Origin of the sequence: Ruegeria sp. PrR005, from assembly GCF_010500245.1 — a bacterium.
Lineage (GTDB): Bacteria > Pseudomonadota > Alphaproteobacteria > Rhodobacterales > Rhodobacteraceae > Ruegeria_B > Ruegeria_B marisflavi.
In genome coordinates this window covers 230,132-243,675 of sequence record NZ_JAAGOX010000032.1, presented here as the reverse complement: position 1 = coordinate 243,675, position 13,544 = coordinate 230,132, and the positions used below count along the sequence as shown (strand labels likewise).

Sequence of the window (13,544 nt, the reverse complement as noted above, 5' to 3'; positions counted from 1 at the left end):
CCCCGGGTGATGACACGAACGCCAATTGATCTTCTGCTGTCTGAACCCCCGGCCCGGCGCGCCACCGTCGCGCTGAGCGAAGGCAGCGATCCCCGCGTTGTCGCGGGGGCGCTGGCGGCCCGTGCGGCGGGGATCGCGGATGTGATCCTCGTCGGGCAGACCGCCGCGATCCAGACCGAGCTTCAAGCGCAGGGCGCGGCCGAAGGTGATGGCCTGTCCATCCACGATCCCGACACCTCGCCGCTGACCGACGGGTTCGCCGCCGCCTATCACGACCTCAGGCGGCACAAGGGCGTCAGCGAGGCCGACGCGCTTGCCGCCGTCCGCACCCCGCTTGTCTATGCCTCCATGCTGGTGCGCGCCGGTCACGCGGCGGGCACGGTCGGAGGCGCGGTTGCCACCACCTCGGACGTGGTGCGCACCGCGATCCAGGTGATCGGCGCGGCGCCCGGTGCCGCGATGGTCTCCAGCTTCTTCCTGATGTACCCGCCCGAAGGCGCCACCGCCCACGCCCGCGCGATGCTCTATTCAGACAGCGGGCTAGTGATCGACCCGTCGTCCGCGGAACTGGCGGCCATTGCCGCCGCCTCCTCCGCCTCGTGCCGGGCGCTGCTGCGACAGGAACCGAAGATCGCCATGCTGTCCTTCTCCACCATGGGCAGCGCGCGACACCCCAACGTCACCAAGGTCACCGATGCGCTGACCCGGTTGCGCACGGATCATCCCGAACTGGAGGCCGATGGCGAATTGCAATTCGACGCCGCCTTTGTGCCCTCGGTCGGCGCGTCCAAGGCGCCGGGCTCGCATGTGGCCGGGCAGGCCAACGTGATGATCTTCCCCAATCTCGACGCGGGCAATATCGGCTACAAGATCACCCAGCGCCTTGGCGGATACACGGCTATCGGTCCGGTTCTGCAAGGATTGGCAAAACCGGCCAACGACCTGTCGCGCGGCTGCGTTGCCGGTGATGTCACCCAGATGATCGCCGTCACGGTTCTGCAAGCCCTGGCGCAGGCGCAATGAAAGAACAACACCACCCAGAATTGCAGTTTTGCGGAAAAGGGTTTCGTGAAGTTTGAATTTGCAAGAAAATTGTCGCCGGAAGGGGTGATCTGCCCTAGCGTGTGGAACGACAGAACAGGGAAACCCGAATGATCCACCAGCAGCCAAAGCTCGACACCTCGCCCAAGGTTTCCGACGAGGTGCGAAAAACCACGTGCTACATGTGCGCCTGCCGCTGCGGCATCAACGTGCACATGAAAAATGGCAAGGTCGCCTATATCGAGGGCAACCGCGACCACCCGGTGAACAAGGGCGTGCTCTGTGCCAAGGGCTCTGCCGGGATCATGCAGGTCAACGCCCCCTCGCGCCTGCGCGCGCCACTCAAACGGGTCGGTCCGCGCGGCTCGGGCGAGTTCCAGGAGATCAGCTGGGACGAGGCGCTGGAAATCGCCACCGGCTGGCTGAAACCGATCCGCGAAACCGACCCTTCGAAACTGGCCTTCTTCACCGGACGCGACCAGTCGCAAAGCTTCACCAGCTTCTGGGCACAGAATTTCGGTACCCCAAACTATGCCGCGCATGGCGGCTTCTGCTCGGTCAACATGGCGGCGGCGGGCATCTACACGATGGGCGGCGCGTTCTGGGAATTCGGCCAGCCCGACTGGGATCATACCAAGCTGTTCATTCTCTTCGGCGTGGCCGAGGACCATGACAGCAACCCGATCAAGATGGGCATCGGCAAGATCAAGGCGCGCGGCGCGCGGGTGGTCGGCGTCAACCCGATCCGCTCGGGCTATAACGCGGTGGCCGACGACTGGTATGGGATCACGCCCGGCACCGACGGGCTGCTGATCCTGTCGTTGATCCATGTGCTGATGAAGGCGGGCAAGATCGACCTCGACTATCTCGCGCGCTACACTAACGCGCCCTGTCTGATGATCGAGAACCCAGGCGCCGACGACCACGGCCTGCTGTTGCGCGACGCGGACGGCAAGGTGCTGGTGATCGACCGCGCGACCGGCGAACTGGCCCCCTTCGACCGTCCCGGCGTGCGCCCGGACCTGACCGGAACCCATGTACAAAACGGCCAAACCTGCCACACGGTGATGTACAAAACGGTCAATCGCTACCTGTCCGAGGAGTACACACCCGAGGCGGTGGCCGACCGCTGCGGCATCCCCGCCGCGCGCATCCGCGCGCTGGCCGCCGAGATCGCCCGCGTCGCCTTTGACGAAGCGTTCGAGATCGAACAGGAATGGACAGATTTCCGGGGCGAGACCCACAAGTTGATGAAGGGCCGCCCGGTCTCCTTCCACTCCATGCGCGGCATCTCGGCCCATGCCAACGGCTTCCAGACCTGCCGCGCGTTGCACCTGTTGCAGATTCTTTTGGGCACGGTCGAAGTGCCCGGCGGCTTCCGCTTCAAACCGCCCTATCCCAAGCCGGTCGAGGCGCACCCCAAACCCCACTGCAAGGCCACGCCGGGCGCCCCGCTCGACGGCCCGCACCTGGGCTTCGTGCGCGGACCCGAGGATCTGGCGCTCAAACCCGACGGCAGCCCGGCCCGCATCGACAAGGCGTTCACCTGGGAAAACCCCATGTCTTCTCATGGGCTTATGCATATGGTGATCTCAAACGCACATGCCGGCGATCCCTACAAGATCGACACGCTGTTCATGTATATGGCGAACATGTCGTGGAACTCGACCATGAACACGCGCGGCGTGATCGACATGCTGACGGACAAGGATGAGAGCGGCGACTACGTCATCCCGCGGATCATCTATTCCGATGCCTATTCCTCCGAGATGGTTGCCTATGCCGACCTGATCCTGCCCGACACGACCTATCTGGAACGGCACGACTGTATCTCGCTGCTCGACCGTCCGATCTGCGAGGCGGACGGCGCGGCGGACGCGATCCGCTGGCCGGTGATCGAACCCGACCGCGATGTGCGCGGCTTCCAGACGGTGCTGGTGCAACTGGCCAACAAGCTGAAACTGCCCGGATTCACCAACGAGGACGGCGCGGCGAAATACACCGATTACGCCGATTACATCGTCAATCACCAACGCAAACCCGGCATCGGCCCGCTGGCCGGTTTCCGGGGCGCGGCGGGCGACAAGGCCGGGCGCGGCGAGGTCAATCCCGATCAGCTCGACCGCTATATCGAGAACGGCGGTTTCTTTGTCGAACACGTGCCGGACGCGGCGCGATACTACAAACCCTGGAACGCGGCCTATCAGGACTGGGCCGTGGGCATGGGTCTCTACGACAGCCCGCAACCCTACCTGTTCCAGCTCTATTCCGAACCCATGCGCCAGTTCCAACTGGCGGCCGAAGGCCATGGCGAGCGCCAGCCACCGGATCACCTGCGCGCCCGGATCAGCCAGCGGCTGGACCCGCTGCCGATCTGGTACGAGACCGATCAGCACGGTAACGAGGGCTACACCGTCAACGCCCTGACCCAGCGTCCCATGGCCATGTACCATTCCTGGGGCACCCAGAACGCCTGGCTGCGGCAGCTGCACGGGCGTAACCCGCTTTATGTCCCGACAAAAATCATGCGCGAGCAGGGGCTTGAGGATGGCGATTGGGCGCGGGTCACCTCACCCCATGGTCAGATCGTGGTGCCGGTGATGGAGATGGCCGCGCTCAATGACAACACCGTCTGGACCTGGAACGCGATCGGCAAGCGCAAAGGCGCCTGGGCGCTGGAACCGGACGCGCCCGAGGCCACCAAGGGCTTCCTGCTCAACCACCTGATCCACGAGTTGCTGCCGCCCAAGGGCGACGGGCTGCGCTGGGCCAACTCCGACCCGGTGACCGGTCAGGCGGCCTGGTTCGACCTCAAGGTGAAAATCGAAAAGGTGGCGGGCCCCGAGGAAATGACCGAGAGCCAACCGGCCTTCGACCCGATCAAGTCGCCGGTCGGAACCGGCCCAAAAACCCTGGCTTGGAAGGTAGGTGAATGACCCAACTCCCCCAATCCACCGACCGCAAGATGGGTCTGGTCATCGACCTCGATACCTGTGTCGGCTGCCATGCCTGCGTGATCTCCTGCAAAGGCTGGAACACCGAGAACTACGGCGCGCCGCTCAGCGATCAGAACCCCTATGGGGCCGATCCCTCGGGCACATTCCTGAACCGGGTGCATTCCTACGAGGTGCAGCCGCCCGAGGGGCACGCCCAGCTGATCCATTTCCCAAAATCCTGCCTGCATTGCGAGGACGCGCCCTGTGTCACCGTCTGCCCGACCGGCGCCAGCTATAAACGCTCCGAGGACGGGATCGTGCTGGTCAACGAAAGCGACTGTATCGGTTGCGGCCTCTGCGCCTGGGCCTGCCCCTATGGCGCGCGCGAACTGGATCTTGCCGAAGGGGTGATGAAGAAATGCACCCTCTGCGTCGACCGCATCTATAACGACAACCTGCCCGAGGTGGACCGGGTGCCGTCCTGTGTGCGCACCTGCCCGGCAGGTGCGCGCCATTTCGGCGATCTGGGCGACCCGGACAGCGAGGTGTCGCAACTGGTGGCCGAACGCGGTGGCATGGACCTGATGCCGGAAATGGGCACCAAGCCCGTCAACAAGTACCTGCCGCCCCGGCCCAAGGACAGGATCGAGGATCAGACCGACATCCTGGCGCCGCTGCTGGCGCCGGTGGCCGAAGAACCCAAAGGGTTCATCGCCTGGCTCGACAAGGCCCTGGAGAAACTCTGATGCATCCCGCTCCTTCCGTCATCCTCTTTACCACCCTGTCCGGACTGGGCTTTGGCCTGCTGGCCTTTCTCGGCCTTGGCCTGCCCGACGTATCCGGTTGGGTGGCCTTTGTCTTCTTCGCCATTGCCTTCGGTCTGGCCGTCGGCGGGCTTCTGGCCTCGACATTCCACCTCGGCCACCCCGAGCGCGCCTGGAAGGCGTTCAGCCAGTGGCGGACAAGCTGGCTCAGCCGCGAAGGCTGCTCTGCGGTCGCGGCGCTGATCCTCATGGGGATCTATGCCATCGGCGTGATCTTTATGGACCAGCGCTGGGGTCTGCTTGGCTGGCTGGGCGCGGCGCTGTCGCTTTTCACGGTGTTCACCACGTCGATGATCTATGCCCAGCTCAAGACCATTCCGCGCTGGAACATGAACCTGACACCGGCGATGTTCCTGTCCTTCAGCCTTGCCGGCGGCGCGCTGCTGGCCGGCCAGAACACTACCGCGATCGTACTGCTGCTGATCGCGGGTGCGGTGCAACTGGCCTATTGGAAACAGGGCGACACCGCGCTGGCCAACTCCGGCACGAATATCGGAACCGCGACCGGGTTGGGATCGCGCGGCAAGGTGCGCGCCTTTGAGCCGCCGCATACCGGATCCAACTATCTGCTGCGCGAATTCGTGCATGTCGTCGGCCGCAAACACGCGGCAAAGCTGCGGATGCTGGCCTTGGGCTTTGGCTTTGTCCTGCCGCTGGCGCTGTTGCTGGTGCCGATGCATGACGTGGTGATCAAACATCTGCTCGCCCTGCTCGCCGTGATCGCGCATTTGATCGGCATCGCCACGTCGCGCTGGCTGTTCTTTGCGCAGGCGGAACATGTGGTCGGGCTCTACTACGGCAAACGTTAGCCTGCACGGCAACGCCTCGATTTGAGTATTTTTGACCAGAAAGAAGCAGTAGTCCGGCGCCCAGGGATAGGGCGCCGGTTTTTTTCCGGCTTTTAAAGCAGCCCGGCGTGCTTCATCGCCGCGTCGATGGCGGCCTTGGTGTTGTCTTCGAGACCGGTCAGGGGCGAGCGGACCTCTTCGCTGCACAGGCCCAGTTTCGACAGGGCATATTTGGCGCCGACCAGACCCGGCTCGATAAAGATCGCCTCGTGCAGGGGCATCAGCCGATCCTGATAGTCGAGCGCCTTGGCATAGTCACCGGCAAGGGTGGCCTGCTGGAACTCGGCACAGAGCCGCGGCGCCACGTTGGCGGTGACCGAAATACAGCCCACCCCGCCATGCGCGTTGAAGCCGAGCGCGGTGGCATCCTCGCCCGAGAGCTGGATGAAGTCCGGGCCGCAGGCGGCACGCTGCTGGCTGACCCGGGCCAGATCGCCGGTGGCATCCTTGACGCCCACAATGCGCGGCAGCCTGGACAGCGCGCCCATGGTCGCAGGTTTCATGTCGATGACCGAGCGGCCGGGGATATTGTAGATGATGATCGGGATATTGGCGCAATCGTGCAGCGCGGTGAAATGCGCGATCAGCCCGCGTGCGGTCGGCTTGTTGTAATAGGGTGTCACCACCAGGGCCGCGTCGGCGCCGACCTTTTCCGCGAACTGGACAAAGCGGATCGCCTCGACCGTGTTGTTCGACCCCGCACCCGCGATCACCGGCACACGACCGGCGGCGGCCTTGACCACTTCGGCCACGACGGTTTCGTGTTCCTCATGTGTCAGCGTCGGGCTTTCTCCGGTGGTGCCAACGGGAACCAGACCGGTCGATCCTTCGCCGATCTGCCACTCGACCAGACGTTTGAGCGTGTCCAGGTCCAGCTCGCCGTTGCGGAACGGGGTGACGAGTGCAGGCATCGAGCCTTTGAACATGGAAAATGCTCCCTAGATTGCATGGCAAACGGGCAATTGCCCGCCGGTTGTCCGCGCGGGCGGGAATGTGATTTGATCCCGTCCGCGCAAGGTTTAACGTGAAAGGCTCTAGCCTTGGTTCGACAGGAAATGCAAGGGATGACCCGTCTTCCGACCGCCTTGGCGGCCATGATTTTCTGGTGTTTCGCCTTTACGGCCCCGGTTTGGGCGGATGCGGCGGCGAATCTGCGCGCAGCACTGCGCGAGATGCGCGACGAAAACTGGACCGAGGCGCTGGAGATCGCGGGCGCGCGTGGCTCGGTGTCGCGGGATCTGATCGTCTGGCATTGGTTGCGCCGCAGCTATGGCACCGATGGCGATGCGCTGGTTTTTGCCGAAAGGCGCGCGGACTGGCCCGGCATGGATTATCTGCGCAAGCAGTCCGAGCCGCAGTTCACCAACGCAGATCCCGACCGCGTGCTGAAATTCTACGCAGGTCTGCCGCCGCAAAGTCCCGAAGGCGTTCTGAACTACGCGGTTGCCCTGATCGCCAAGGGACAGCGCGGCGATGCCGAGGCCGAACTTGTCAAGGCCTGGCGCACCCTGCCGATGGGGGCCGGATTGCAGAAGGATTTTGTCGAGAACTTCGGCAAGCTTTTGCGACCGCATCACGAGGCGCGTCTGGACCGCATGCTGTGGGAGGGCTACACGATCAGCGCCCGTCAGATGCGGTCCCTGGTGGACGAGGATCACCGCAAACTGGCGGCGGCCCGCATCGCGCTCAAGGATATGGAGCCCGGGGTGGATACGTTGATTGCGGCCGTCCCGGCAAGTCTGGCCGATGCGCCGGGGCTGGCCCATGACCGGTTTGTCTGGCGCGACCGAAAGGAACTGGACGACAGCGCCATCGAGCTGATGTTGGAACGGTCCACCAGTGCAGCCGCGCTGGGCGAACCCGGCAAATGGGGCAACGCCCGCGCCCGGCTTGCCCGGCTGCTGATGCGTCAGGATCGCAACGAGCAGGCTTACAAGGTGGCGGCGCTGCATTTCATGACCCCCGAGATGGGATACACCTATGCCGAACTGGAATGGATCGCGGGCTATATCGCGCTGGCCAAGCTGAACGATCCCACCACGGCCGTCGCGCATTTCCAGCGCTTCGATGCGGCGGTGACATCGCCGATTTCCAAGGGGCGGTCGGGCTATTGGCTGGGCCGTGCCTATGCGGCGCTGGGCGAGGCGGACAAGGCGCATGCCGCTTATGCGATCGGGGCCGAAAACCAGACCTCGTTCTATGGCCTGTTGGCAGCCGAACGGATCGGGCGGCCTTTTGACCCGACGCTCAGGACACCGCCAAAGAACCCGCCCTGGCGCGATGCGCCGTTCATGACGTCCAGCGTGCTGGAGGCTGGTTTGCTGTTGCTTCGGGCGGGGGAACTGGACCTTGCCGAACGCTTCCTGACCCACCTGGCCGAGAGCCTGGACCAGCAACAGGCCTCGCAACTGGCCGAGATGGCGATGGACATGGGCGAGCCGCATCTGGCGCTGATGATCGCCAAGCGCAAGGCGCAAGAAGGGGTGGTGCTGGCCGGGGCCTATTACCCGCTGCATCCGGTGGCTGACCTGAAACTGCCCATGGCGCCGGAAATGGTCCTGTCCATCGCCCGCCGGGAAAGCGAGTTCGATCCGGTGGTGATCAGCGGCGCAGGCGCACGTGGGCTGATGCAGGTGATGCCTGCGACCGCGCGGCTGGTGGCCGATGGCCTGGGCATTCTGGGCGGGCACTCGACCGACAGCCTGACCCGGGACTGGCAATACAATGCCAAGCTGGGGGCCAACTACCTGGCCGGGCTGGCGGGCGATTTCGACGGCAACGTGGTGATGATGGCCGCAGGTTACAACGCCGGTCCCAATCGTCCCATCAGCTGGATGGAGCGGTTCGGCGACCCGCGCAGCGGTACCCCCGACATTGTCGACTGGATCGAGCACATCCCCTTCGAAGAAACCCGCAATTACATCATGCGGGTCACCGAAAGCCTGCCGGTCTACCGCGCCCGGCTGGGGCAGGAGCCGCTGCCGATCCCCTTCTCAGCCGAGCTTGCCGGCGCGACGCTGCGCGCGTTCGCGCCATAGGGTGAACAGGCCCGCGGCGACGATCAGCGTGGCGCCGATGATCACGGCGCTGCGCAGGGTCTCGCCAAAGATCGTGATCCCCAGGATCGAGGTCCACATCAGGTGGAAATAGGCAAAGGGCTGCACCGCGCTGGCCTCGGCCATCTCGTAGCACTTGATCAGCAACCAGTGGCCCAGGGCACCGGTAACGCAAAGAACCGCCATCCAACGCCAATCGGCGGCACTCATCGGCTCCCAGAACCACAGGCCGACAGCCGTCATGGCGACCGCGCCCACGGTGCCGGTCCAAAAGAAACTGGTCGCGGTACTGTCCTGCCGCGCGACATAGCGGGTCAGCAGGCCGTAAAGTGCGAACATGAAGGCCGAGATCAGCGGCACGATGGCCCAGGGGTTGAACACCCCCATGCCCGGCTGAAGGATGATCAGCACGCCGACCAGCCCGACACCGATGGCGCTCCACCGCCGCCAGCCGACCTTTTCGCCCAGAACCGGCCCGGACAGGGCCGCCACCAACAGCGGATAGCAGATAAAGACCGCCATGCTCTCGATCAGGCCCAGCACGGTAAAGCCGAAAACCGCGACACAGATTTCACCGGCCAGCAGCAGGCCGCGAAAAATCTGCATTCCAGGTTGGCCGGTCCGCACCGCCGCGCGCAGACCGCCGCGCGACCGCGCCGCCAGGGCGATGACAAAGGCGGCAAAGAACCAGTAGCGGATCATCACCACCATGTAGGTGTTGTAGCTCGACGCCAGATGGCGCGAGATCCCGTCTTGCAGCGCGAACACCACCGTCGCCGCCAGCATCAGCGCGATGCCTGCGGGAATGTTGTTCTGTTGTACCCGCATCGTTGCCGCTGTCATGCCTTCAGACCTTGTGTCATGTGACGTTTCCGCCCGTATCCTGGGCTGCGGGTCACGGTGAACCCCGCCGCCTCCAATCCGCGCCGAACGAATCCTGCCGCCGTATATGTCGCAACAGTACCCCCCGGCGCTGTGTGGTTTGCGACATGGGTCAGCAATTCCTTTCCCCAGAGCTCCGGATTCTTGGCCGGGGAAAACCCGTCCAGAAACCAGGCGTCGGCAACGCCGTCCCAACCGGGCAGCGTCCGGCGCGCATCGCCTTCAACAACCGTCAGGTGCAGGGTACCCAGATCGCAAGTGCCGCCTTTCCACGCTTCCAGAAACCGCGTCGCCCAGGGCGCGAGTTCGGGAAACACCGCCAGCGCCCGGGCCTGATCAGCGACCGCCATCGGGAAGGCTTCGAAACTGGTAAAGCGCAACGGGTCGGCTCGCCCCGCACGCTCCCATTCCGACCAGACGGTCAGCATGTTGAGGCCGGTCCCGAACCCCAGCTCTGCAATATGAAAGCCCGGCGCGAACCGTGCTGGCAGGTCATTACCCGCCAGAAACACATGCCGCGTTTCCTCCAACCCGTTCTGAAGCGAGAAATAGGGGTCGTCGAACTGCTCCGACACCGGCACCCGGTCCTCGGTCCAGCTCAGTTTCGCCTGCTGGTCAACCATGCGAATATCCCCTACGAAATCGGCGCGACACTGGCGAAAGGGACGGGCGATGGCAATGGCCGATGTGACGATACGCGGGGCGGGGATATTCGGCCTCTCCATCGCATGGGCCTGCGTGTCGCGCGGGGCGCGGGTGCATGTGGTCGATCCGTTCGGACCGGGGGCCGGGTCCTCGGGCGGCTTGGTTGGCGCGCTGGCCCCGCATGTGCCGGAAAACTGGAACGCCAAGAAGGCGTTCCAGTTCGACAGCCTGATCATGGCGGAAGGGTTCTGGACCGGGGTCGAGGGCGCAGGCGGCGTGTCCCCCGGCTATGGCCGCACCGGGCGCATCCAGCCGCTGGCCGATGACCGCGCCGTGGCTCTGGCGCATGAGCGGGCAGAGAAGGCCCGCAGCCTGTGGCAGGGGCGAGCCGAATGGCGGGTCTGTCCGGTTGGCGAGATGGGCGGCTGGTGCCCGCCCTCGCCCACCGGGCTGGTGGTGCAGGATACGCTCAGCGCCCGGATGCACCCGCGCCGCGCCTGCGCCGCGCTGGTCGCCGCGCTGGCGGTGCGCGGAGTCAAGGTGCTGGCCGAGGCGCCCGACCGGGGACAGGTGATCCACGCCACCGGCATCGCCGGGCTGCAAGAGCTGAACCGCGCGCACGGGCGCACCGTGGGCACCGGGGTAAAGGGCCAGGCCGCGCTCTTGCGGTTCGATGCCGGGCGGCAGGCGCCGCAGCTCTTTGCCGATACGGTGCATATCGTGCCCCATGCGGATGGCACGCTGGCAATCGGCTCCACCTCTGAACGCGACTATGACGACCCGACCAGCACGGATGCGGCACTGGACGCGGTTCTGGACCGCGCGGTGCAGGCGGTGCCGCTGTTGCACGGGGCCGAGGTGATCGAGCGCTGGGCTGACGTGCGCCCGCGCTCGCGCTCGCGTGCGCCGATGCTGGGGGCGCATCCGCTCTATCCCGGCCAGTTCATCGCCAATGGCGGGTTCAAGATCGGCTTTGGCATGGCGCCCAAGGTGGCCCAGGTGATGGCCGAACTGGTGCTGGAGGGGCGCGACCATATCCCCGAGGATTTCCGCCCGGAGGCTTCGCTGTGACCCTCGCCCCCTATCAAATCACTCCGGACAGCCCGCAGATCGGGGCGGTCCTGTCCCTGATCCGGGGCAGCTTCGCCTTCATGGATGGTCGGATCGACCCGCCCTCGTCAATGCACCGGCTGACCGAAAAGACGGTCGCGGATCATGCGGCACGGCACGAAATCTGGGCGCTGGGCACACCGCCGCTCGCGGTGGTTTTCCTGACGGCCAAACCGGGGCGGCTCTATCTCGGCAAGCTGGCAGTTGATGCGTCTATGCGCGGCCAGGGTCTGGCGCGCCGGCTGGTGACCCAGGCCGAGGTCCGCGCCCGCGCGCTGGGCCTGCCGGTTGTCGAGCTGGAAACCCGGGTCGAACTGGTGGAAAACCATGCCGCCTTTGCCCGGCTGGGATTCGTAAAGACCGGAGAGTCCGCACATCCCGGTTACGACCGGCCCACCTCGATCACCATGCAAAAGGCCCTCGCCTGAGGCGCGTCTCCGGCGCTTAGCCGTCCTCGAACGGATCCCATTCATCCTCGACCTCGGGCAGCGCCTCGGTAACCACCTTGGCGGCGCGCTGTTCCGGGGTCTCGATATGGGTGATCCGCGCCTTGGGAAACTGCGCCAGCACGGCCTGCACCAGCGGATGTTCCCGCGCCTTTTCCTCCAGCGCGTATTTCTCGGCGTTGCGGACCTCGTCAATGGTCTTGCCGCCACCCTGCGCCACCACGCTCACCGCCCAGCGATTGCCGGTCCAGCGTTGCAGCGCACTGCCCAACCGCTGCGCCAGATCGGCGGGCGCGCGCTCGGTCGGCTCGAACTCGATCCGACCGGGCTGATAGCTGACCAGCCGCAGATCCATCTCGATATCCGCCAACAGCTTGCCGTCGCGATTGGCCCGGATCAGCTCGACCACATGTTCAAACGTGGGAAACCGCGCCAGCGCGGTTTGCGCATCCTGCGCCAGCGCCGCAACAGGCCCACCGCCGCCGCCGCGCGGGGCCGGTGCATAGCTGGCGCTCACCCCGTTGGAGATCGGGGCGGCCTGACCGCCGCGCGCCCCTCCGCCGGGGTTCGGCGTCGGCGGCGCGTCCTGCAACCGCTTGATCAGTTCTTCGGGGCTGGGCAGGTCGGCCACATGGGTCAGCCGGATCACCGCCATTTCCGCGGCCATCATCGCGTTGGGGGCGGCGGCCACCTCTTCCAGTGCCTTCAGCAGCATCTGCCACATCCGGGTCAGCACCCGCATCGGCAGCGCATCCGCCATCTGCTGACCGCGCGCGCGTTCGTCGGGCGATACGGTCGGGTCCTCGGCAGCATCCGGCGTGATCTTGACCACCGATACCCAATGGGTGATCTCGGCCAGGTCGCGCAGCACCGCCATCGGGTCCGCACCTTCGGCATACTGTGCGCCCAGCTCGGTCAGGGCCGCGCCCGCATCGCCGCGCAGGATCATGTCCATCAGGTCCAGCACCCGGCCACGGTCGGCCAGCCCCAGCATCGCGCGCACCTGTTCGGCGCTGGTCTCGCCCGCGCCATGGCTGATCGCCTGGTCCAGAAGCGAGGTCGCATCCCGCGCCGACCCTTCCGCCGCGCGCACGATCAGCGCCAGCGCATCCTCGGCGATCTGCGCGCCTTCGGCATCGGCGATCCGGCGCATCAGCGCGATCATGTCCTCGGGTTCGATCCGGCGCAGGTCAAACCGCTGACAACGGCTCAGCACCGTCACCGGCACCTTGCGGATCTCGGTGGTGGCAAAGATGAACTTCACATGCGCCGGCGGTTCCTCCAGCGTCTTCAAGAGCGCGTTGAACGCGCTCGTCGACAGCATGTGAACCTCGTCGATGATATAGATCTTGTAGCGCGCGCTGGCGGCACGATAGCGGACACTGTCGATGATCTCGCGAATGTCGTTCACACCGGTACGGCTGGCGGCGTCCATCTCCATCACGTCGACATGGCGGCCTTCCATGATGGCGACGCAATGCTCACATTTGCCGCAAGGCTCGGTGGTGGGGCCGCCATTCCCATCTGGGCCGATACAGTTCATTCCCTTGGCGATGATCCGCGCGGTGGTCGTCTTGCCGGTGCCCCGGATGCCGGTCATGATAAACGCCTGCGCGATCCGGTCGGCCGCAAACGCGTTTTTCAGCGTCCGCACCATCGCATCCTGCCCCACCAGATCGGCAAAGGTTTCGGGCCGGTACTTGCGGGCCAGCACCTGATAGGCGGTCGGAGAGGCGTCGGACATTGGCAGCTTTCA

11 protein-coding genes are annotated in these 13,544 nt (G+C 65.3%); 7 read left to right on the top strand and 4 right to left on the bottom strand.

Annotated elements, in window-relative coordinates; translation table 11 throughout:
* Positions 1–9 precede the first annotated feature (9 nt).
* The 4 genes from pta to G0P99_RS16765 all read left to right on the top strand — a co-directional run bounded on the left by pta (position 10) and on the right by G0P99_RS16765 (position 5,610).
* The gene (pta, locus tag G0P99_RS16780) at positions 10–1,023 is read left to right on the top strand and encodes a phosphate acetyltransferase (RefSeq protein ID WP_164131627.1); all 1,014 of its coding nucleotides are present in this window, start codon (positions 10–12) and stop codon (positions 1,021–1,023) included.
* A 128-nt stretch (positions 1,024–1,151) separates the two neighbouring features.
* Positions 1,152–3,977: a molybdopterin oxidoreductase family protein gene (locus G0P99_RS16775; RefSeq protein ID WP_164131626.1), complete on the top strand. Its 2,826-nt coding sequence runs from the start codon at positions 1,152–1,154 to the stop codon at positions 3,975–3,977.
* Complete coding sequence (locus G0P99_RS16770; RefSeq protein ID WP_164131625.1) at positions 3,974–4,723, top strand: 4Fe-4S dicluster domain-containing protein; 750 nt, start codon at positions 3,974–3,976, stop codon at positions 4,721–4,723. The genes G0P99_RS16775 and G0P99_RS16770 overlap by 4 nt, the downstream gene beginning before the upstream one ends.
* Positions 4,723–5,610, top strand: a complete 888-nt coding sequence (locus G0P99_RS16765) for a DmsC/YnfH family molybdoenzyme membrane anchor subunit (RefSeq protein WP_164131624.1) — start codon at positions 4,723–4,725, stop codon at positions 5,608–5,610. The genes G0P99_RS16770 and G0P99_RS16765 overlap by 1 nt, the downstream gene beginning before the upstream one ends.
* A gap of 92 nt (positions 5,611–5,702) precedes the next feature.
* Here the strand turns inward: G0P99_RS16765 and dapA are convergent, their stop codons facing one another.
* A complete protein-coding gene (gene dapA, locus G0P99_RS16760; RefSeq protein ID WP_164131623.1) occupies positions 5,703–6,575 on the bottom strand; it encodes a 4-hydroxy-tetrahydrodipicolinate synthase in 873 nt (290 codons plus the stop codon).
* A 138-nt stretch (positions 6,576–6,713) separates the two neighbouring features.
* Here dapA and G0P99_RS16755 point away from each other — a divergent pair, with 138 nt between their 5' ends.
* Positions 6,714–8,687, top strand: coding sequence for a lytic transglycosylase domain-containing protein (locus G0P99_RS16755; protein ID WP_164131622.1), 1,974 nt, complete (start codon positions 6,714–6,716; stop codon positions 8,685–8,687).
* Here G0P99_RS16755 and G0P99_RS16750 read toward each other — a convergent pair.
* Both G0P99_RS16750 and mnmD read right to left on the bottom strand, forming a co-directional pair.
* Positions 8,643–9,548 carry a DMT family transporter gene (locus G0P99_RS16750; RefSeq protein WP_164131621.1) on the bottom strand — a complete coding sequence of 302 codons (906 nt, stop codon included), beginning with the start codon at positions 9,546–9,548 and terminating at the stop codon, positions 8,643–8,645. The two genes, G0P99_RS16755 and G0P99_RS16750, sit on opposite strands and share 45 nt — an antisense overlap.
* Complete coding sequence (gene mnmD / locus G0P99_RS16745) at positions 9,545–10,210, bottom strand: tRNA (5-methylaminomethyl-2-thiouridine)(34)-methyltransferase MnmD (RefSeq protein ID WP_164131620.1); 666 nt, start codon at positions 10,208–10,210, stop codon at positions 9,545–9,547. Before mnmD ends, G0P99_RS16750 begins: the two co-directional genes overlap by 4 nt.
* Positions 10,211–10,259: 49 nt before the next feature.
* On the opposite strand from mnmD, the gene G0P99_RS16740 reads away from it, so the two are divergent.
* Both G0P99_RS16740 and G0P99_RS16735 read left to right on the top strand, forming a co-directional pair.
* The gene (locus G0P99_RS16740; RefSeq protein ID WP_164131619.1) at positions 10,260–11,303 is read left to right on the top strand and encodes an FAD-binding oxidoreductase; all 1,044 of its coding nucleotides are present in this window, start codon (positions 10,260–10,262) and stop codon (positions 11,301–11,303) included.
* Entirely contained in the window at positions 11,300–11,770 is a 471-nt protein-coding gene (locus tag G0P99_RS16735) for a GNAT family N-acetyltransferase (protein ID WP_370462816.1), read from the top strand. The genes G0P99_RS16740 and G0P99_RS16735 overlap by 4 nt, the downstream gene beginning before the upstream one ends.
* A gap of 16 nt (positions 11,771–11,786) precedes the next feature.
* On the opposite strand, the gene G0P99_RS16730 is transcribed toward G0P99_RS16735, so the two are convergent.
* Positions 11,787–13,532 carry a DNA polymerase III subunit gamma/tau gene (locus G0P99_RS16730; protein ID WP_164131618.1) on the bottom strand — a complete coding sequence of 582 codons (1,746 nt, stop codon included), beginning with the start codon at positions 13,530–13,532 and terminating at the stop codon, positions 11,787–11,789.
* Positions 13,533–13,544 lie beyond the last annotated feature (12 nt).

What these genes read in the sequence shown, in the direction of transcription:
- pta (WP_164131627.1), top strand. Translation starts at nt 10, where the DNA reads ATGACACGAACGCCAATTGATCTTCTGCTGTCTGAACCCCCGGCCCGG.
- G0P99_RS16775 (WP_164131626.1), top strand. Translation starts at nt 1,152, where the DNA reads ATGATCCACCAGCAGCCAAAGCTCGACACCTCGCCCAAGGTTTCCGAC.
- G0P99_RS16770 (WP_164131625.1), top strand. Translation starts at nt 3,974, where the DNA reads ATGACCCAACTCCCCCAATCCACCGACCGCAAGATGGGTCTGGTCATC.
- G0P99_RS16765 (WP_164131624.1), top strand. Translation starts at nt 4,723, where the DNA reads ATGCATCCCGCTCCTTCCGTCATCCTCTTTACCACCCTGTCCGGACTG.
- dapA (WP_164131623.1), bottom strand. Translation starts at nt 6,575, where the DNA reads ATGTTCAAAGGCTCGATGCCTGCACTCGTCACCCCGTTCCGCAACGGC.
- G0P99_RS16755 (WP_164131622.1), top strand. Translation starts at nt 6,714, where the DNA reads ATGACCCGTCTTCCGACCGCCTTGGCGGCCATGATTTTCTGGTGTTTC.
- G0P99_RS16750 (WP_164131621.1), bottom strand. Translation starts at nt 9,548, where the DNA reads ATGACAGCGGCAACGATGCGGGTACAACAGAACAACATTCCCGCAGGC.
- mnmD (WP_164131620.1), bottom strand. Translation starts at nt 10,210, where the DNA reads ATGGTTGACCAGCAGGCGAAACTGAGCTGGACCGAGGACCGGGTGCCG.
- G0P99_RS16740 (WP_164131619.1), top strand. Translation starts at nt 10,260, where the DNA reads ATGGCAATGGCCGATGTGACGATACGCGGGGCGGGGATATTCGGCCTC.
- G0P99_RS16730 (WP_164131618.1), bottom strand. Translation starts at nt 13,532, where the DNA reads ATGTCCGACGCCTCTCCGACCGCCTATCAGGTGCTGGCCCGCAAGTAC.